The following is a 19,494-nucleotide window of genomic DNA, read 5'->3' on the forward strand; positions in this document are numbered from 1 at the left end:
TGCGCGCCTTGCGGCGCAATCTGGAAAGCTTAGGCCAAGCCTTTCGCCTTCACAATCCGAAAACGCCCCCGACGGTCGAGCCGCCGGGGGCCGCAGATCACTTGTCTTCCGGTTCGGCCTTGCCGCGATTTTCCAGAATCGCGTCGATCAGGCCCCACGCCTTCGCATCCTCGGCGGACATGAAATTGTCGCGCTCCAGCGCGGCTTCGACGGTTTCGTAATCGTTGCCGGTGTGACGGACGTAGATTTCGTTCAGCCGGCGTTTCAGCTTCTCGGTCTCGCGGGCGTGAATCATGATGTCCGTCGCCTGCCCCTGATAGCCGCCCGAGGGCTGGTGCACCATCACGCGGCTGTTGGGCAGCGAGAAACGCATCCCCGGATGACCGGCGGTCAGCAGGAGCGAACCCATCGAGGCCGCCTGGCCGACCACGAGGGTCGAGACTTTGGGCTTGATGTATTGCATGGTGTCGTAGATCGACAGGCCCGAGGTCACGACGCCACCGGGGCTGTTGATATACATGCTGATTTCCTTCGACGGGTTTTCCGCCTCAAGGAACAGCAGCTGGGCGCAGATCAGGCTCGACATGCCGTCATGCACCGGGCCGGACAGGAAAATGATGCGCTCTTTCAGCAGGCGCGAATAGATGTCGTAGGCGCGTTCGCCCCGGCTGGTCTGTTCGACGACCATGGGGACAAGGGTATTCATGTAGGTGTCGATCGGGTCTCTCATCTTCGCCTGCCTGTTGTCTATGTTCCGAGCAATATCGTCGTCCAGTTACCCGAGTCTTAGTGTCGCGCGCCGGGGGCTGCAAGGGCGCAAGGGTAAACAGGATGTGGTGCGCGGATGGATGGACCGCGCCTTCCCGGCAGGCTAACCAAGGCAGCGAATGCGTTGACGGAGCCGATATGACACAGACCCCTCTCCGCCCCGCCCTGGCCGTGCTGGCCGCTGCCCTGCTCGCGGGCTGCGTGGTGATTCCGGTCCCCGCCTCCCGCGGGAAGACAACTGTCGTGGCAGGCCCTGCCCCGGCCAGCGCCAGTTGTCCCCGACCACAGGGCGCCACTGCCGACGAGGCGCGGATTCTGGCGCAGGTCAATGCCCTGCGCGCGGCGCGTGGTCTGGGCCGTCTGACGCCCTCCTCCCGGCTGCGGCAGGTCGCGCAGGCCCATGCCTGTGACAATGCCGCGCGTGGAAGCTATTCGCATACCGGATCGGATGGCGCGACGCTTCAGACCCGGCTGCACCGCTATGGCTATGCACCGCGGCGCGCATCGGAAAATACCGGCTACGGCTTTGATGACGCGCCCGACCGGCTGGTGGCCTTCTGGATGAACTCACCCGGCCATCGCGCCAATCTGCTGGACCCGCGCGTGACCGAGGCCGCTTTGGGGCTGGCGCAGGGCACACGTTCGGCCTGGGTGCTGGAGCTTGCCCTGCCCCGCTGAGCCTCAGCGCGCCAGCGCGAGTTCGGCCTTCAGCCCGCCCAGATCCTCGCTTTCTCCCAGACGCAGCGCGCCGCCATGGCTGCGCGCGACATCGGCGGCAATCGACAGGCCAAGACCCACGCCGCCGCCGCGATTGGGGTCGCGCGCGCCGTCCAGCCGGGCGAAGGGCTGCACCGCCTCGTCACGCCGCTCCATCGGAATGCCCGGCCCGTCATCCTCGACCACGATGCGCGCGCTGCGCTCGCCAACAAGCAGGCTCAGCCGCGCACGGGTGCCAAAGCGGGCGGCATTGCTCAACAGGTTCTCGATAGCCCGCGTCACCGCCTGCGGCCGCAGCCGAAGCGTCAGCGAGCCGTCGCATCCCCGCAGTTCCACCCGCTGCCCGCCGCGTTCAGCATTGTCGGCCACACGCCGCAGCAGGGCCGGCAGGTCAACCGCCTCGGTCTCTTCGGTGGCATCGCCCCGCGCGAAGGCCAGAAACTCATCCACCAGCCGCTGCATCTCGGCCACATCGCCCAGCAGCGCATCGGTCTCGTCATCTTCGGGCAGCATCGACAGGCCCAGCTTCAGCCGCGTAAGCGGCGTGCGCAGGTCGTGGCTGACCCCCGACAGCATCCGCGTCCGGCTTTCGATCGAGCGTTCGATCCGCGCCCGCATATCCAGAAACGCCGCCCCCGCCGCCCGCACCTCGGTCGCCCCGCGCGGACGATAGGGGATGTGCTGGCCCTTGCCGAACGCCTCAGCCGCCTGCGCCAGCCGCTTGATCGGTGCGATCTGGTTGCGCAGGAACAGATAGGAAATCAGTGTCATCACAGCCGAGGTGACGATCATCAGCACCAGAAGCTGATGCGGATTGGTGGCCGAGGTGCGGCGCCGGTCGATCACCACTCGCACCGGCCCGTCAGGCGTGGCGAAATCTGCGATCACGCGGCCGCTTTCGCGCGTCAGATCGGCGCCCAGAAACCCCGGCACCTCATCACGCAGGGTTTCGGCCACCACGCGCCCGGAAAGATCCAGCGCATCGTAGCGCAGCCCCTCCAGCGGCGGTGCCGCCGGACCCAGACCAAACCCCAGTTCCGACGCCACCATTTCGGCCCCGACCCGGTCACCTGCGGCCATCCGGTCCAGCACCAGACGCAGCTCCACGGCGATCCCGCCGGTCATCTGCAAAGTCACCCGTTCGAAATGCCGCTGGATGAAGGCTATGGACACGACAAGCTGGATCGTGACGATGGGCACGATCAGGATCAGCAGCGTGCGGCCGTAAAGGCCACGGGGCAGGATGGATTTCAGGCGAAAGCTCATGCCGCCCAGCCTAGCCGCAGCCCGCGCCCCGCGAAAGAGGAGAGCGACAATGCAGCCATGGACACCCGGCGAGGTAATCCGCCCCGAGGCCGGGGTCAGGATGGTGCTGGCCCCCAACCCCTCGCCCATGACGCATTGGGGAACCAATACCTACATTATCGGTGAGGGCGCGGTGGCGGTGATCGACCCCGGCCCCGCCCTGCCCGAACATCTGACGGCGATTCTGGCCGCCCTCGCCCCCGGCGAGCGGGTCAGCCATATCCTCGTGACCCATCCGCACCTTGACCATTCGCCGCTGGCGCGGCCGCTGGCCGAGGCGACAGGCGCCCCGGTGCTGGGATTCGGCCCGGCTGGCACCGGCCTGTCGCCCCGCATGGCGGGAATCACCGGATTGGGCGGCGGCGAGGGCATCGACACCGGCTTTACCCCCGACGTGCAACTGGCGGATGGTGACTTCATCCCGGGTGGAGACTGGCAGCTGGAGGTTCTGCATACGCCGGGCCATATGGCGGGCCATCTGGCCTTCGCGCTGGACGGGCTTCTGTTCACGGGCGATCACGTCATGGGCTGGGCGCCCTCACTGGTCTCGCCCCCCGAAGGCGATATGACCGATTACATGGCCTCGCTCGACCGTCTGGCCGCGCGGCCCTGGCGGCGGTTTCTGTCGGCGCATGGCCTGCCCGTCGAGACCCCCGCCGCGCGCCTTTCCGAACTGACCACCCATCGCCGCGCCCGCGAAACCGCCATTCTGGAGGCCCTGACCCAGGGTCCCGCGGGTCTCGATGCGCTGACGGCACGGGTCTACAGCGACGTATCCCCCGCCCTCCAGCCCGCAGCCCGCCGCAACCTTCTGGCCCATCTCATTGATCTGTCTCACAGAAAGCAGATCACAGCCGACCGGCCCACGCTGCATTCCGCGACCTTCACCCGCTCCTGACCAGCGCCTGACCCATCCGAGAACGCCACACATCGGCCCTGGAAAACTTTCTGCTCCAACCCCGTCATTTTTCTGCAATACCCCTCTTGCGACCCCCGAAACCCGAAGCTATACACCGCCTCGTGTTCCGGCGTAGCTCAGCGGTAGAGCAGTTGACTGTTAATCAATTGGTCGTAGGTTCGATCCCTACCGCCGGAGCCAAAAATCCCTAGGATTTCAGCTACATACAAAGCCCCCGCAAGGAGGCTTTTGTGGTTCTGAAGGCTGCGGAAGTTAGGCTTAAGGGCCTGCGGTGCCAGGCCAGCAGGATTGGTGCCGTCGGGCGCGATCACATCATCTGCGCCGTCCGATGCGGCTGTACGCGCCTCCAGCCTCCGGCCCCTCGCGCAAGATGCCCCGGAGGACTCCCTGCGCCCATCGGCCCACGGGGTTGCCGGGGCAGTCCGGCGAGCTGTGCGTCAGAACAGGCTGCCCTGATCCGGCCCCTCCTCGCGGGGACGGGGCTTGCGGGGGGTGCGCAGGGGGCCTTCGGCGGATGGCGCCACGGAGGTGCCGGGGCCGGTCGTGACGCGGCCGTCGCGGAACTCGATCTCCAGCGCGGCGGCCTCGCGGGCAAGTTCGGCACTGGTGATGACGGCGCCTCCGGCCCGTACGACGGCATAGCCCCGCGCCAGTGTCGCCTGATAGCCCAGCGTCTTCCGCATCCGCTCCAGCCCGTCCAGCCGTTCTGTGGCGCGGGCCAACCGTTGTGCAGGTGCGGTTTCCAGTCGGCTTGCCAGAACGCCCAGACGATCCCGGTCGCGGGCAATCTGGGTTTTGGCTCCGGACAGCAGACGCGCCAGCGCGGGCGCGAGCCGTGAGGCCCATTTATCGAGGCCCGCATGGCTGCGCTCCTGCCGCCGCTCCATTCCCGTATCCGCGCGGGCGGTCAGCACCTGCAGCCGCTCGGCCCGGCCCGCGATCAGGGCGCGCAGCGCCTCGGGACGCAGGCGCCCGGCACGCGCCTCGTAGGCGCCACGCTTGCGGGTGACCATCAGCCCCAACGCGCCGCCCAGCCGTTGCACCGCCGCGTCGAATCGCTGGCCCGGCCCGCCCAGCAGCATGTCGAGCCGGGGCAGCGCCCGGCCCAGATCGGACAACCGCACCCGCCGCCGCTCGGCCCCCTGCGCCATCGCCCGGCTGAGACGCGCCCCGAAGCCATCGACCGCGGCGAGCAGGTCCAGCCGCACCGGCACCGCCATCTCGGCGGCGGCGGTCGGCGTTGGCGCCCGGCGGTCAGCCGCGAAGTCGATCAGCGTGGTGTCGGTTTCGTGCCCCACGGCGGAAATCAGCGGAATGCGGCTGGCCGCCGCCGCCCGCACCACGATTTCCTCGTTGAATCCCCACAGATCCTCCAGAGAGCCACCGCCCCGCGCCACGATCAGCAGATCGGGCCGCGGCACTGGGCCGCCGGGTTCGATCGCGTTGAAGCCAAGAATGGCCGCCGCCACCTCGGCTGCGCATTTCTCCCCCTGGACCGCCACCGGCCAGATCAGGACATGGCGGGGAAAGCGGTCGCGCAGCCGGTGCAGGATGTCGCGGATCACCGCACCCGAGGGCGATGTGACCACCCCGATCACGCCGGGCAGATAAGGGACAGGCTTTTTGCGCGCGGGGTCAAACAGCCCCTCGGCCTGCAAGGCGGCGCGGCGCTTTTCCAGCATGGCCATCAGGGCACCGGCCCCTGCGGGGGCCACATCCTCGACAATCAGCTGGTATTTCGACTGGCCCGGAAAGGTGGTCATCCGGCCGGTGGCCACGACCTCCATCCCCTCTTCAGGGCGCACCTGCATCCGTGCCACCTGCCCCTTCCAGGAGACGGCGGCAATGACCGAACGGTCATCCTTCAGGTCGAAATACATATGCCCCGAGGACGGGCGCGAGACTCGCCCGATCTCGCCCCGCACGCGGACAAGGCCGAATTCGCCTTCAATCATGCGTTTCACTGCGCCGGAAAGCTCCGACACGGTATATTCGGGCTGGTTGCCCTGCTGGGGCTGGGGGTCTTCGAACAGGTCCATGACACCGTTTTGCCCCAAGCCCGCGCGGCCCGCAACCGCCCCGGCCCCGCCCGCCCGTCGCAAAGCGCACCAGACCGTCGCAAAGCCCGCTTGACGCAAGCGCCCTTTCGCCACAGAACGAGGCGGCAAGGTGTCCATCAGGTGCCAAGCACCGGACTCAATCGGGAACGGGGAAGGGCGAACCCAGTCAGGCGCCCGAAGCCCCGGCCGCCCCCGCGACTGTGAGCGGAGAGCGCCCCCATCCGCCACTGGTGCCCCAAAGGCACCGGGAAGGCCGGGACGCGCCACGACCCGCAAGCCAGGAGACCGGCCTTGCATGAACCGAAACCACGGCCGTCGGGTGTGACGGCCAGAGGAGACAGATCATGCATATCGAACCGGGCCTCGTTTCCGGGGCCAAGCTGATGCTTGGTGCCGCCACCGCCGCCACCGCCGGGCTTTACACGCTGAAAACCGCCTTTGCCGCGATCCGCGAACAGGGCGCCGTGTCACTGCTGGCGCGCAGCGTGCTGGCCACCGCCGCCACCTTCACCTTCTTCGAGGTGCTTCCCCATGTGCCCGTCGGCGTATCCGAGGTGCATCTCATCCTTGGCTCGACCCTGTTCCTGCTGTTCGGCGCCGCTCCGGCGGCCATCGGGCTGGCGCTTGGCCTGCTGATCCAGGGGATGTTCTTCGCCCCCTTCGACCTGCCGCAATACGGGATGAACGTCACCACCCTGCTGGTGCCACTGTTCGGCCTTCAGGCACTGGCGCGGCGCGTCATCGCCCCCGGCACCGCCTATGTCGATCTGCGCTACGGGCAGGCGCTGGCGCTGTCGACCGCCTATCAGGCGGGCATCGTCGCCTGGGTCGCCTTCTGGGCTTTCTACGGCATGGGCTTCAGCGCCGAGGCCATGGCGCAGGTCTCGACCTTCGGGGCCGCCTACATGCTGGTCGTCGCGGTGGAACCGCTGGTGGATCTGGCTGTTCTGGCAGCCGCCAAGGCCATCAAGGGCCTTGCGGGTTCCGGCCTTGTGACCCAACGCCTGCACGCCGCCGCCTGATCTTTCTGCCGCCGCCCAAAGCCGGGCGGCGGCCTCTTTGACCGAGCGACCATGACCCTTCACCTCAGCCTCGTCGGAATTGGCAGCGGCAATCCCGACCACCTGACGCGCCAAGCCATCCGCGCGCTGAACCGTGCTGATCTGATCCTCTTGCCGCGCAAGGGCAGCGCGAAGGCCGATCTGGCCGACCTCCGGCGCGAGATCCTCGCCGAGGTGCTGGAAAACCCCGCGACCCGCATTGCCGAATTCGACTATCCGACGCGAGACGCCGCAACTGCCGATTACCGCCAAAGGGTCGAAGACTGGCATGATGCCATCGCCGCCCGCTGGGTGGAGAGTATCGCGGCCCACCCCGGCGCGACGCGCGTCGCGCTGCTGGTCTGGGGTGACCCCTCGCTTTACGACAGCACCCTGCGCATCGCCACCCGGCTGAACCCGCGCCCGGACATCGAGGTCATCCCCGGCATTACCTCAATCCAGGCGCTGACTGCCGCCCATGCCATCCCGCTGAACGAGATCGACGGCCCCGTCACCATCACCACCGGGCGCCAATTGCGCGAAACCGGCTTTCCGGCTGGCGTCGATACCTGTGTGGTGATGCTGGACGGCGAATGTTCATTCCAGAGCCTGCCACCGGAAGGCATACAGATCTGGTGGGCGGGTTATGCCGGCATGCGCCTTCAGATTACCGACCATGGCCCGCTGATTGACGCTGGCCCACGCATCATTGCCGCCCGCGCCGAGGCCCGCGCCGCACATGGCTGGATCATGGATATTTACCTGCTGCGCCGCCGGGGCCAGGCGCAAATTTCTTCCTGAAGAAATTTGCAAATCTTTTCCTCAAAAGATTTGCGCGCGGCCCCCGGAGGGGCCGCGAAGCCGTTCAGAACACCGAATGCGCGGCGGTGTCCAGCGCGTGCCACAGGGCGGCGGCCGAAGAGCGCGCCCCGATCACGCTGACCTGCGCGGCGCCCCGCTTCACCACATAGACGCCCATATGCTCCAGAATGGTGCGGGTCGCGGCACCTTCCTGCGCGGTGGCCAGATCGACGTTGCACAGCCGCTCGAACAGCGCGGGCAGCCCTTCGCCGGTGACGTCGATCCGCACCCAGGCGTCGGTCTGTTCGGTTATCGAGGCCGCATCACCGAACACCGGCAGCAGCGCCGCGCGGCTGTCTTCATGCGTGGCAAAGGGTGCCTCGACCATCCAGCTGTCGGGCGACAGCCAGAAAGCCGCGAAAGGCGCGCGGGCCTCGAACCGGCCCGGACCGGGCAGCGGGATGCCGGCCGCAGCAGCAGACGCCGCCACTTCCGCCGTGCGCCCCAGGCGGGCCGAGACGGAGGCCAGCGCCACATCAACAACCTCGGTCAGCGTGACCGGGCCGATGCTGGCCCGCGCCGGGCTGGTGCCCCCCAGCGGGCAGAGGGGTTTCAGACGATGCTCAGCCACGGAGACGCTCTCCTTCCGGGTCAAAGAAATGCGGGCTCACGATTTCGACCTCGACCTCGGCCCCCGCCAGCAGGTTGGCCGAGCGCAGGCGCTGGCCGCGCCGCTCGTCACCCTTCTTCAGGTAGCCAAGCGCGATGGAACAGCCCAGATGCGGTGAATAGACCACCGAGGTGAGCCAGCCCAGATCATTGGCAATCACCGGCGCCGCGCCTTTCTCAAGGAAATGGCTGCCAGCGGTCAGCTTCTGTGCCGGATCGACGGGTTTCACACCAACCAGACGATAGCCGTTCGGGTCATTCATGCCCTCGCGCTGGCTCAGCACCATGCCGATGCTGTCTTTCTTCTTCGACACCATCTTGCCCAGACCCATGTTCAGCGCGGTGGACTGGCCGTTCAGCTCGTTCCCTGCGACGTGGCCCTTTTCGACCCGCATGACACCGAGCGCCTCGGTGCCATAGACAACGGCGTCGAATTCGCGGCCCTGTTCCACCAGCTCACGGATCAGCGCATCGCCATAACGGGTCGGCACCGCGATTTCATAGGCCAGTTCCCCGGAGAAGCTGATGCGGAAGATCCGCGCCCGCAGCCCGCCGCAAACCGTGATCTCGCGGCACCCCATATAGGGCAGTTCCGCATCCGAGATGTCCTGATCCACCAGCTTTTGCAGCAGCTTGCGCGCATTCGGCCCGGCGACCGAGAACTGCGCCCAGGCCTCGGTGGTGGAAATCAGCTGCACATCCATGTCGGGATAGAGGCACTGCCGGGCATATTCGAGATTGCGGAACACTAGAACCGCATTGGCGGTGGTGGTGGTCATCACATATTCATTCTGCCCCAGCCGCGCCGTGGTGCCGTCGTCATAGACGATGCCATCCTCGCGCAGCATCAGCCCATAGCGACATTTGCCGACGGCCAGCGTGCTGAAGGTATTGGCATAGACCTTGTCAAGGAAGGCCCCGGCATCGGTGCCCTGAATGTCGATCTTGCCGAGCGTGGTCACGTCGCAGATGCCAACCGATTTGCGCGTCGCCAGAACCTCGCGGTCCACGCTTTCGCGCCATTGGGTTTCGCCTGCACGCGGCAGCCATTGCGCGCGCAGCCATTGGCCGACCTCGACAAAGACCGCGCCCTGTTCGCTGGCCCATTTGTGGCTGGGGGTCAGACGCTTGGGCTTGAACTCCTGCCCGCGAGAGCGGCCCGCCAGCGTGCCCATGGCAACCGGCGTATAGGGTGGGCGATAGACCGTGGTCCCGGTCTGCGGGATCGACTTGCCGGTGAGGCTCGCCATCACCGCAAGGCCCAGCACATTGCCGGTCTTGCCCTGATCGGTAGCCATGCCCAGCGTGGTATAGCGCTTCAGATGCTCGACCGAGGTGTAGTTTTCCTGATGCGCGAGCTTCACATCTTTCAGCGTCACATCGTTCTGCTGGTCGATCCATGCCCGGCCCTTGCCACCGCCGACATACCATTTCGGCGTGATGGCATAGGGGCCGTCCTCGGCCGTCGGCAAATCACGGGCGGGGGCGCTGCGGCCCAGATCGGCCAGCGCGCCTTCGGCCGCCGCTGCGCCGGTTTCCAGCGCCGCGCGGGTCGAGAAGCGGCCTGCGGCGGCGCCTGCCGCCTCCAGCCCCGGAATATCGCCCTGCCCCGGCACGAAGGCCGCGATGGTGTCATTCCAGACCGGGCGACCGCGATGGTGCGAAGCGATGTTGACGTTGGGGTTCCAGCCCCCCGAAACCGCCAGCGCCTCGCAGGCGAAGGTTTCGGTCCGCCCGCCGCTGTGGATAGTGACCGAGGAAAGCCCCAGACGACCGGCGGTATCGACCACCTCTTCGCCCTTGCGGGCGTCGATCACGCGGACCTCCATCCCCTTGGCCTTGAGGTCAGAGGCCGTGCGCAGCCCGTCATCATTGTTGGTGAAGACAGCGACCCGGCGCCCGACCGCGACACCCCAGCGGTTCGCATAAGCGCGCAGCGATCCGGCCAGCAGGATGCCGGGGCGGTCGTTGTTCTCAAACGCGATGGGGCGTTCGGTGGCACCGCCCGCAAGGATGGCACGACGCGAATAGATCCGCCACAGGATCTGGCGCGGCTTGCCCGGCAGCGGCACGGGCAGGTGATCCGACACGCGTTCCACCGCCGCATAGATACCGTGGTCCATGGCGCCGATGATCGTGGTGCGCGGCATCATGCGCACATTCGCCATGCTGCGCAGTTCCGCCACCGCCTGCGCGGCCCAGTCGGCACCCGCGAGTCCGCCAACCTCATGCGTTTCGGCATTCAGGCGGCCGCCCATGCGGAAATCCTCATCCGCAAGGATAACCCGCGCGCCTGCGCGACCGGCGGTCAGCGCGGCCATCAGACCGGCAGGCCCGGCACCGATGATCAGCAGATCGCAATGCAGGAAGCCCTTGTCATATTGATCAGGGTCTTCCTCACGCGACAGACTGCCCAGACCGGCGGCACGGCGGATGATCGGCTCGTAAAGCTTTTCCCAGAACACCTTGGGCCACATGAAGGTCTTGTAATAGAACCCGGCGGTGAAGAAATTCGACAGCCGGTCATTCACCGCCATGGCGTCGAATTTCAGGCTGGGCCAGCGGTTCTGGCTCTCGGCACTCAAGCCGTCGAACAGTTCCACCACCGTGGCACGGGTGTTCGGCTCGCGACGGGCACCGCCGCGCAGTTCCACCAGCGCATTGGGTTCTTCGGAACCGGCCGAGATGGGACCGCGCGGACGGTGATATTTGAAGCTGCGCCCCATCAGGCGCTGGCCATTGGCCAGCAGCGCCGAGGCCAGCGTATCGCCGGGGTGGCCTTGGTAGGTCACGCCGTCGAAGGTGAAGCTCAGGCTGCGCGAACGGTCGATCTGACCGCCGGGAATGCGGTTCGATTGGGTCATTTGCTGCGCCCCCGCGCGCGGGCCACATCGCGGGCCAGTTCCACTTGCGTGATCTCATGCGTCAGCGTGTTGCGCGTGACCACAAGCCACGAACGGTCGCCCTGTTCGTGATACCAGAGCTCACGATGCAGCCCTGCCGGGTTGTCGCGCAGGTAAAGATAGTCGTGGAAGGTATCCAGCGCGCCTTCGGCCAGCCCATCAGGCCGGTCGATCAGCGCCGCATCCCCCAGATAAACAAATTCCTGCGAGTCGCGTGGCCCGAGGATCGGATGGTTGATGATCATGGATCGGTCCTCAGTGCAGGTTCGGCTGGGCGCCCTGGCCCTTTTCGTCGATCATCAGCCCCTTGCGGAAGCGATCAAACCGATAGGCCGTGGCAGTTTCATGCGGGCGGTCGGTTGCCAGCAGATGCGCGAAGCACCAGCCCGAGGCCGGGGTGGCCTTGAAGCCGCCGTAGCACCAGCCACCGTTGAAATAGAGCCCCTCGATGTCGGTCTTGTCGATGATGGGCGAGCCGTCCATCGACATGTCCATGATGCCACCCCAGGTGCGCAGCAGCCGCGCCCGGCCGATCATCGGGATCAGGCTCATGCCGCCTTCGGCCACATCCTCCACCACGGGCATGTTGCCGCGCTGCGCATAGGTGTTGTAGCCGTCGATGTCGCCGCCGAAAACAAGACCACCCTTGTCGGACTGGCTGACATAGAAATGCCCAGCGCCATAGGTCATCACCCCGTCGATGAGCGGCTTCAGCCCCTCTGACACGAAGGCTTGCAGCACATGGCTTTCCATCGGCAGCCGCATCCCCACATGCGCCATCACGCGCGAGGAATTGCCGGCAACCGCCACACCCACCTTTTTCGCGCCAATGAAGCCGCGGGTGGTGTCGACGCCGGTGACGCGGCCATGTTCGGTGCGGATGCCGGTGACCTCGCAGTTCTGGATGAGGTCGACGCCGCGTGAATCCGCCCCGCGGGCATAGCCCCAGGCGACCGCGTCATGGCGCACCGTGCCGCCCCGGCGCTGCATCAGCGCACCCTTGATGGGGAAGCGGGCATTGTTGAAATTCAGGAACGGATACATGGCGCGGACCTGTTCGCGGTCCAGCAGCTCCGCATCGGCGCCGTTCAGGATCATCGCATTGCCGCGCCGGGTGAAGGCATCGCGCTGCGCATCGGTGTGGATCAGGTTGATGATCCCGCGCTGGCTGACCATGGCGTTGAAGTTGAAGTCCTGCTCCAGCCCCTCCCACAGTTTCAGGCTGAACTCGTAGAAGGGTTCGTTGCCGTCCAGCAGATAATTCGACCGGATGATCGTGGTGTTCCGCCCGACGTTGCCGCCGCCCAGATAGCCCTTTTCCAGCACGGCAATGCGCGCCTGCCGGAACTCCTTGGCCAGATAATAGGCTGTGGCAAGGCCATGCCCACCGCCGCCGATGATGATGTAGTCATATGCGGCCTGCGGTTCCGGGTCGCGCCATGCCGGCCCCCAACCCTTGTGACCCGTCAAGGCTTCTTTCACCACGCGCCAGCCCGAATAGCGCCCTGTTCCGAACATTGGGATCTCCTTGGTGCCTGCCGCAACTATCGCGCCGCACGCGCCGAATACCTCATCCGTTTCCGACATCGGCCCTTTCAGAATAGACAGGCGATCACCCAGCCCCCAAAAGGGCTATTCCGACGAAGACCACCGCCACCCCCGCGCCCTGCACCGGGCCAAGCCTTTCCCCGAGGAAGCGCCAGGCCAGCAGGATGGTGACCACCCCGAACAGCGACGAGGACACCGCCGCATATTCAGGATGCGTCAGACCGCCCGACGCCAGCACCAGCCCCAGCGCCGCCACATCCAGCGCGCCCATCAGGGCCAGGACAGGCCATTTCGGCAAGGCGGGCGCGAGGCTCTGGCGTTGTACGACCAGCGCCGCCGACACCAGCGCCAGCGCCACGATACGCGCGATCAGCGTCGCACTCAGTTCCCCCATCACGCGCGCGGCGGTCTGGCCAAGATGAAAGGTCAGCGCGAATCCGGCCGCCCCCATCAGCGCCCAGAGAATCGCCTGCCTCCGCCCGCCTGCCGCAGCCGCGCCATGGCTGCCGCCCTGCCCTGCCACAAGTGCGATTCCCGCCACCACCAGCAGCACCGCCAGCCATTCCGACCCCGAAACCGTGCGCCCCCCGGCCATGGCCAGCGCCAGACTGCCCAAAGGATAGGCACCACAGATCGGCGCCACGAGCCCGACCGGCCCGATGGCAAAGGCACGATACAGCCCCAGCGAGGCCATGACGAAAGCTGCCCCCGACCCGATGGCAAAGCCCATTCCGCGCATCGCCCCCGCCGGATGCGACTCGATCATGGCGAAAGGCGCCAGAAACAGCGTGCCAAACAGCAGAACCAGCACCAGAAGCGTGGTCGCCGGGGCGGTCTGGCTGACCTTGCGGACCAGAAAATCATGCAGGCCCCAGCACAGGGCCGCGACCAGACCGAACAGAAGTGACGCCATCCCCGCCTCCGGCTATGGTGGAAAAAGCTGCGAACCGGCAGATTGCAGGCTTGCGAAAAGATTTCCTCAGGATAAACTTATTTTCCAGAACGGCAATCGCCCCCGCGAGACAGGAGGCTCTCATGCTCGACACCTATCCGCAAGTCCGCCCCGGCCCGCCGCGCCCCTCGCGCATCCTGACGCCCCTGAACGTGCGGGCTCAAAGTGGCGAGGAACGGCACGAAATTCCGGGCATGGGTGCCTGGCTCATCCCCGTCGCCACCGGCGACAGGATCACGGTTCAGAACCCCGAGGGCGGTCAGGTGGCCGAACTGGTGGCCGCTGACAGCCGGGGCCGCATAGACGCCGGCCTGATTGGCGCGACCGCCAATTCTGATGCACGCGGGCTGAAGGCGCTGCTGACAGGCAGCGGCTCTGGTATGGGCGGGTTGCGTCTGGGGATCGAACGCCGTGGCATCGACCTGACGAAAGCCGGTGCCGTGCAACTTTTCGGCACCGACACCCCGGCAGGAACCGAGGAAACCTTTACGGCACAGGCCGACGGTGTGCTGATCGTCGCAGCCCCCGGCACCGCGATGGTTCCGGGCGAGCAGGATACCGCGACGCCCATTGTCGTCACCCTGCGCCGCAGCAGCCTGAAGCGTGCACCGGGATTTGACCTCCCCGATCCGCTGGCCGATCCGGTGCTGGACCTTCGGGTGAAATCCGCCACCGCGCAGGCCTATTTCGTCAAGGCAGGCGACTATATCCAGATCCTTGATGTCGATGGCCGCCAATGCACGGATTTCCAGTGCTTTTCGGCCCGCAAGCTCGACAAGGGGCTGGAACATGCGCTGGACGTGACCACCTCGCGCACGCTGATGGGCCACGCCTATTCGATGCCCGGCCTGCATGCCAAATACTACGATCAGGACTGGCTGCCGCTGATCGAGGTGGTGCAGGATACCTGCGGCCGCCACGACGCCTTCGCCATGGCCTGCGCCTCGAAATACTATGACGACATCGGCTATCCGGGCCATGTGAACTGCTCTGACAATTTCAACGGCGCGCTTTCGCCCTATGGCGTGACGGCGCGCCCCGGCTGGATGGCGGTAAACCTGTTCTTCAACACCGCGATCGACGCCCATGGCGTGCTGATCTCGGACGAACCGTGGAGCCGTCCGGGCGACTACGTCCTGTTTCGGGCGCTGACCGATATCGTCTGCGTCTCGTCCGCCTGCCCCGATGATACCTCCCCCGCAAATGGCTGGAACCTGACCGACATCCATGTCCGTACCTATGACGGCAAGGAAAAGTTCAGCCGCGCCATCGCCTATCGACCGACCCCCGACGCGGAGCCGCGCATGACCAAGGAAACCGCCTTCCACGCCCGCACCGAGGCGAAAACCCGGCACATGATCGAATACAAGGGCTACTGGCTGCCGCAGGTATTCTCGTCCAACGGCACGCTCGAAGAATACTGGGCCTGCCGCGAAAAGGCGGTGGTGCTGGATCTGTCGCCGCTCCGCAAGTTTGAGGTCACCGGCCCCGACGCCGAGGCGCTGATGCAATGGACGCTGACGCGCGACGTGAAGAAACTCAGCGTTGGTCAGGTGGTCTATTCCGCCATGTGCTATGAACATGGCGGCATGATCGACGACGGCACCCTGTTCCGTCTGGGCCGCGATCAGTTCCGCTGGATCGGCGGCGATGATTACGGTGGGGTCTGGCTGCGTGAACAGGCCGAAAAGCTTGGCCTTCAGGTCATGATCCGGTCCTCAACCGACCAGTTGCACAACCTCGCCGTTCAGGGCCCGAACAGCCGCGAAATCCTCAGCCGCTTCATCTGGACCCCGCCGCATCAGCCGACGGTGCAGGAACTAGGCTGGTTCCGCTTCACCATCGCCCGCATCGGCGGCCCCGACGGCGCCCCGGTCGTGGTTTCGCGTACCGGCTATACGGGCGAGCTCGGCTTTGAAATCTTCTGCCACCCGAAAGACGGCGCCGCCGTCTGGGATGCGGTCTGGGAACATGGCGCCGACCTCGGCCTGCGTCCCATGGGCCTTGGCGCGCTGGATATGGTGCGCATCGAGGCCGGGCTGATCTTCGCCGGCTATGATTTCAGCGACCAGACCGACCCGTTCGAGGCCGGGATCGGCTTCACCGTGCCGCTGAAATCCAAGCAGGATGATTTCATCGGCCGCGAGGCGCTGATCCGCCGCAAGGAGCACCCGATCCACAAATTCGTCGGTCTCGACATCGACTCGAATGTCGATGTCGGCCATGGCGACTGCATCCATGTTGGCCGCGCGCAGGTCGGTGTCGTCACCTCGTCCATGCGTTCACCACTCTTGGGCAAGAACATCGCCCTCGCCCGCGTCGATGTCGCTCATGCGGCGGTCGGCACCGAGGTCGAGGTCGGCAAGCTCGACGGGCAGCAGAAGCGCCTGCCCGCAGTCATCGTGCCGCTGAGCCATTACGACCCCAAGAAAACCCGCCCGCAAAGCTGACGGCGATGCGCACGCCCCTGGATGATCTTGGCGGAGAGGAGGCGCTCAAGCGCCTCGTCAACCGCTTCTACGATCTGATCGAAACCGATCCCCAGGGTGCGCGCATCATGTCGATGCACTTTCAGGGCCATGGCCTTGCACATGTGCGCGAGGAACAGGTGAACTTCCTGTCCGGCTTCCTCGGGGGCCGGAAACATTACATGGAAAAGCACGGCCACATGAACCTGCGGCTTTTGCACGACCATGTGCCGATCACGGCGGGCGATGCCGAAGACTGGCTGGCGCTGATGGACCGCGCCCTTGCCGATTGCGGCCATAGCGGCGCAGGTGTGGACCGTATCCGCGCAGCCTTGCGCCGCGCGGCCACGGCGCTGGTCAACCGCACCCCACAGTGACCTTTATCCTGGCATAAATATCCCCGCCGGAGGCACGCCCGAGCCGATCCGGGCGCAGCCCGGTCGGCGAGACGCAGGCGCGCGCGGCCCACCGGGCCGCGCTCAATTTAACAACCTTCAGTCGCGCGGCGGCATCGCCCCTGCCAGACCGCGCAGCCCGTTCAGCCGCCGCCGCTCGTCATGCGGGTTCACCCCGAAAGCCTCGGCATAATGCCGCGCCATGGGGGTGGAACTGGCGTAGCCCACACTCTGCGCAATCTCGGTGATGGTATCGGTAGAATAAAGCACCCGCTGCCGCGCCTTCTTCAGCCGCATCAGGCGATAGTATTTCAGCGGGCTTTGCCCCGTCGCCTGTTTGAAGCAACGTTCCAGATGCCGTTCCGACAGATCGACCGCCGAAGCCACATCGGAAATCTGGATCGGATCTTCGATATGTTCGGCGAAGATGCGGATCGCCTCGCGGATCGGGCCGGGCAGCATGTCATCGGTGCCGCCAAGCTTTGCCACCGGCACCTTCTGGCTGGCGTCCTCGTCCCGCACGAAGGGATGCTGGAACCAGCAAGCCACCTCGGTCATCGCGTCACGGCCCAGCCGCTCCTCGATCAGCCGCAGCATCAGGTCGAACACCGCCCCCGCGCCCGATACGGTATAGCGGCGCCGGTCGCGCAGGATGGCGCTGCCGCTGGCTGTGATCTCGGGGAATTCCGCCTTGAAGGCCGCCTCGTAGCACCAGTGGACCGAACAGCGGTAGCCCTCCATCAACCCGGATCTTGCCAGCGGAAATATCCCGCCGGAAAAGCCACCCAGCACGATCCCCGACCGATCCAGCCAGCGCAGCTGCCCGTAGGCCCGGCGCGGATTTTCAAACCGCGAAGTGGGGCTTGCCAGCACCATCAGGTAATCTAAGCCCTCGGCATCGGCCAGCGCCATGTCGGGATCAAACCGCACCTCGGCCGATGACCGGACGGGCGTGCCGTCCTCGCCCACCAGCCGCCACTGGAACTCGCGCCGCCCGGTGATTTCATTCGCCGCGCGCAGGGGTTCAATGGCCGAGGTCAGGCAGGCCATCGGAAAGCCCTCCATCAGCAGAAAGCCCAGTCGGGCCGGAACCGCAGCTTGTGCCATCATGCCCTCATTATTTTCGTTGAACCCATGATTTTTTCACTATAGTGAAACCAGCCGTTATTCGTAGAAGGTGCCTGATGACTGACAGTTCCACGGAAACCCCCGACGAACACGCCCTGCCCGACAGCAACGGTGCCGCGGCCCTGGCCCGGCTTAAGCCCGCCTTCGAACAAGACCCGCACCGTCTGCGCGAAGTGGCCGACCGCAACCTTGAGGCCGCCATCGGCCGCGAGGTCCGCGCCTTCCGCCGCCAGCAGGGGATGACCGTCGCCGATCTGGCTCAGGTCACCGGGTTGTCCATCGGCATGCTGTCGAAGATCGAGAATGGCATCACCTCGCCCTCTCTGACCACGCTGCAAATTCTCAGCCACGCCTTTTCCACCCCGATCACCAGCTTCTTCCGCCGGTTCGAGGAACGCCGCGAGGTCCAGCATGTGAAGGCCGGCGACCATATCGAGATCGAGCGGCGCGGCACCCGTGCGGGGCATCAGTACAATCTCCTCGGCCATATCGGCTCCAATTCGTCGGGGGTTCTGGTCGAACCCTATCTGATCACGCTGACCGAGGAATCCGACACCTTCCCCACTTTCCAGCATGACGGCGTGGAGCTGCTGTACATGCTGGAAGGCGAGGTGATGTATCGCCACGGCGACCAGCTGTTCCACATGCAGCCCGGCGACAGTCTGTTCTTCGATGCCGATGCCCCACACGGGCCGGAGGTTCTGGTGAAACTGCCGGCCCGCTATCTGTCGGTCATCTCTTACCCGCAGCCCTGAGGCAGCCTTACTCGTCGGGCCACCAGCCCGGCGAGGTCGGCGCGCCGTCGTCGAACTGCGACAGGTAATCCACCATCAGCGGCCGGTTGCGGATGAAGCCCTTGTAGGTCGCCAGTTCATCCGGCAGGTCACGCACCACCCGGTGCAGGCGACGTGCCCATTTCGGCTGCGTCACCAGATCCTCGAAGCTGCACAGATAGCAGCGGATCGGGAAGGCAATGGCATTCGAGCGCGGCAGCCGGAACAGCGTCTGCAATTCCACCCGCAGATGCTGACGCTGGCCGATGTTTTCCTTCGTCAGCGTCGTCTTGCCCGGCCCCCATTTGGGATAATTCTCGGGGCTGGTGTCCAGCAGCGGATCGACCGTCATGGTCCAGTTGAAGCGCCGCACCGGCGCACCATGCTGAAGTTGCAGCAGGAATTTCAGCGCCCGATCGAACACGCCCATCTCATGCGCCTTCGGAACCGGCGCGTGCCATTCGTGAAAGCTCATCCCGATGTCGAAATCCAGGCTCCAGTCGGCCTGGGTCGTCACCATGCCCGCCTCGATCCACAGATTGTCGTTGCGCTGGTCCTGAAGCGTGAAATCGCCCTGCGCCTGCCGGGTGATGTATTCCATCGGCCCACAGGGCAGCGTGGATTCGTCGAGGAAGGTGAACTTCTGGTCGATGTTCAGCGGCCGGTTGATCCAGTGCCACTGATTGCCGTTCTTCGTCAGCGAAAACCACTGCGGATAATCCCGCGCGAAGCTTTCCATGATCAGCTCCAGCAGATCCCAGCCCGCCAGCGTCATATGCGGCAGCGACTGGCAGCGCAGCGGATCGTCGCGCAACACGCGGGCGCGGTCGCGCATCTCGGCCACATAATGCTCGTCGACATCGAACGTATGTTCGAAGACCGAGCCGGGACGGCCCGGCACATGCGGCTCCATGTTCACCGAATACATGTAGTCGTCTTCGGGGAACGGGAAGGGAAAGCGCTTGATGGCGCGCGGCGAGTTCTTGAAGGTGTAATCGCCGAAGAAGGTCTCATCGTGGAAGAAATCGTCGAGGCTCATCGCGGTCTC

17 protein-coding genes, 1 tRNA gene and 1 riboswitch are annotated in these 19,494 nt (G+C 65.7%); of the genes, 8 read left to right on the forward strand and 10 right to left on the reverse strand.

Annotated features, from left to right (window positions below; translation table 11 throughout):
* Positions 1–97: 97 nt before the first annotated feature.
* Positions 98–730 (reverse strand): ATP-dependent Clp protease proteolytic subunit, encoded by a 633-nt coding sequence (locus tag IE126_RS02090; RefSeq protein ID WP_054301051.1) that lies wholly within the window; start codon positions 728–730, stop codon positions 98–100.
* A gap of 176 nt (positions 731–906) precedes the next feature.
* Here IE126_RS02090 and IE126_RS02095 point away from each other — a divergent pair, with 176 nt between their 5' ends.
* Positions 907–1,446, forward strand: a complete 540-nt coding sequence (locus tag IE126_RS02095) for a CAP domain-containing protein (RefSeq protein ID WP_189380054.1) — start codon at positions 907–909, stop codon at positions 1,444–1,446.
* A gap of 3 nt (positions 1,447–1,449) precedes the next feature.
* Here the strand turns inward: IE126_RS02095 and IE126_RS02100 are convergent, their stop codons facing one another.
* Positions 1,450–2,751: an ATP-binding protein gene (locus IE126_RS02100; RefSeq protein ID WP_189380055.1), complete on the reverse strand. Its 1,302-nt coding sequence runs from the start codon at positions 2,749–2,751 to the stop codon at positions 1,450–1,452.
* Positions 2,752–2,800: 49 nt separating this feature from the next.
* Here IE126_RS02100 and IE126_RS02105 point away from each other — a divergent pair, with 49 nt between their 5' ends.
* On the forward strand, positions 2,801–3,688 hold the full coding sequence (locus tag IE126_RS02105) for an MBL fold metallo-hydrolase (RefSeq protein ID WP_189380056.1): 888 nt from the start codon (positions 2,801–2,803) through the stop codon (positions 3,686–3,688).
* 126 nt (positions 3,689–3,814) lie between these two features.
* Positions 3,815–3,889: transfer RNA gene (locus IE126_RS02110), tRNA-Asn, on the forward strand.
* Positions 3,890–4,146: 257 nt separating this feature from the next.
* Here IE126_RS02110 and xseA read toward each other — a convergent pair.
* On the reverse strand, positions 4,147–5,748 hold the full coding sequence (gene xseA / locus IE126_RS02115; protein WP_108128336.1) for an exodeoxyribonuclease VII large subunit: 1,602 nt from the start codon (positions 5,746–5,748) through the stop codon (positions 4,147–4,149).
* A gap of 111 nt (positions 5,749–5,859) precedes the next feature.
* Positions 5,860–6,077, forward strand: a riboswitch (cobalamin riboswitch).
* Between the two features lie 36 nt (positions 6,078–6,113).
* Here xseA and IE126_RS02120 point away from each other — a divergent pair.
* Positions 6,114–6,791 (forward strand): energy-coupling factor ABC transporter permease, encoded by a 678-nt coding sequence (locus tag IE126_RS02120; protein ID WP_108128335.1) that lies wholly within the window; start codon positions 6,114–6,116, stop codon positions 6,789–6,791.
* Between the two features lie 51 nt (positions 6,792–6,842).
* The gene (cobF, locus tag IE126_RS02125; RefSeq protein ID WP_189380057.1) at positions 6,843–7,610 is read left to right on the forward strand and encodes a precorrin-6A synthase (deacetylating); all 768 of its coding nucleotides are present in this window, start codon (positions 6,843–6,845) and stop codon (positions 7,608–7,610) included.
* Positions 7,611–7,674: 64 nt separating this feature from the next.
* Here the strand turns inward: cobF and IE126_RS02130 are convergent, their stop codons facing one another.
* The 5 genes from IE126_RS02130 to IE126_RS02150 form a co-directional block, all read right to left on the reverse strand.
* Positions 7,675–8,241 (reverse strand): sarcosine oxidase subunit gamma, encoded by a 567-nt coding sequence (locus tag IE126_RS02130; RefSeq protein ID WP_108128333.1) that lies wholly within the window; start codon positions 8,239–8,241, stop codon positions 7,675–7,677.
* Positions 8,234–11,143: a sarcosine oxidase subunit alpha family protein gene (locus tag IE126_RS02135; RefSeq protein ID WP_189380058.1), complete on the reverse strand. Its 2,910-nt coding sequence runs from the start codon at positions 11,141–11,143 to the stop codon at positions 8,234–8,236. Before IE126_RS02135 ends, IE126_RS02130 begins: the two co-directional genes overlap by 8 nt.
* Complete coding sequence (locus IE126_RS02140; RefSeq protein WP_054301019.1) at positions 11,140–11,427, reverse strand: sarcosine oxidase subunit delta; 288 nt, start codon at positions 11,425–11,427, stop codon at positions 11,140–11,142. Before IE126_RS02140 ends, IE126_RS02135 begins: the two co-directional genes overlap by 4 nt.
* Before the next feature lie 10 nt (positions 11,428–11,437).
* Entirely contained in the window at positions 11,438–12,700 is a 1,263-nt protein-coding gene (locus tag IE126_RS02145) for a sarcosine oxidase subunit beta family protein (RefSeq protein WP_108128331.1), read from the reverse strand.
* Between the two features lie 94 nt (positions 12,701–12,794).
* Positions 12,795–13,643: a DMT family transporter gene (locus tag IE126_RS02150; RefSeq protein WP_189380059.1), complete on the reverse strand. Its 849-nt coding sequence runs from the start codon at positions 13,641–13,643 to the stop codon at positions 12,795–12,797.
* A gap of 122 nt (positions 13,644–13,765) precedes the next feature.
* Between IE126_RS02150 and IE126_RS02155 the strand changes: the two genes are divergently transcribed.
* Together IE126_RS02155 and IE126_RS02160 are read left to right on the forward strand one after the other, a co-directional pair.
* Positions 13,766–16,132, forward strand: a complete 2,367-nt coding sequence (locus IE126_RS02155; RefSeq protein WP_189380060.1) for a DUF1989 domain-containing protein — start codon at positions 13,766–13,768, stop codon at positions 16,130–16,132.
* A 5-nt stretch (positions 16,133–16,137) separates the two neighbouring features.
* Positions 16,138–16,527, forward strand: coding sequence for a globin domain-containing protein (locus IE126_RS02160; RefSeq protein WP_189380061.1), 390 nt, complete (start codon positions 16,138–16,140; stop codon positions 16,525–16,527).
* A 117-nt stretch (positions 16,528–16,644) separates the two neighbouring features.
* Here IE126_RS02160 and IE126_RS02165 read toward each other — a convergent pair whose 3' ends face one another.
* Positions 16,645–17,652 carry a GlxA family transcriptional regulator gene (locus tag IE126_RS02165; protein WP_054301070.1) on the reverse strand — a complete coding sequence of 336 codons (1,008 nt, stop codon included), beginning with the start codon at positions 17,650–17,652 and terminating at the stop codon, positions 16,645–16,647.
* Between the two features lie 77 nt (positions 17,653–17,729).
* On the opposite strand from IE126_RS02165, the gene IE126_RS02170 reads away from it, so the two are divergent.
* Positions 17,730–18,428 carry a helix-turn-helix domain-containing protein gene (locus IE126_RS02170; RefSeq protein ID WP_082400637.1) on the forward strand — a complete coding sequence of 233 codons (699 nt, stop codon included), beginning with the start codon at positions 17,730–17,732 and terminating at the stop codon, positions 18,426–18,428.
* Positions 18,429–18,435: 7 nt separating this feature from the next.
* On the opposite strand, the gene IE126_RS02175 is transcribed toward IE126_RS02170, so the two are convergent.
* Positions 18,436–19,485, reverse strand: coding sequence for a heme-dependent oxidative N-demethylase family protein (locus IE126_RS02175; RefSeq protein WP_189380062.1), 1,050 nt, complete (start codon positions 19,483–19,485; stop codon positions 18,436–18,438).
* Positions 19,486–19,494 lie beyond the last annotated feature (9 nt).

The organism is Gemmobacter nanjingensis (assembly GCF_014652195.1).
In the GTDB taxonomy this organism is placed as follows: Bacteria; Pseudomonadota; Alphaproteobacteria; order Rhodobacterales; family Rhodobacteraceae; genus Gemmobacter; species Gemmobacter caeni.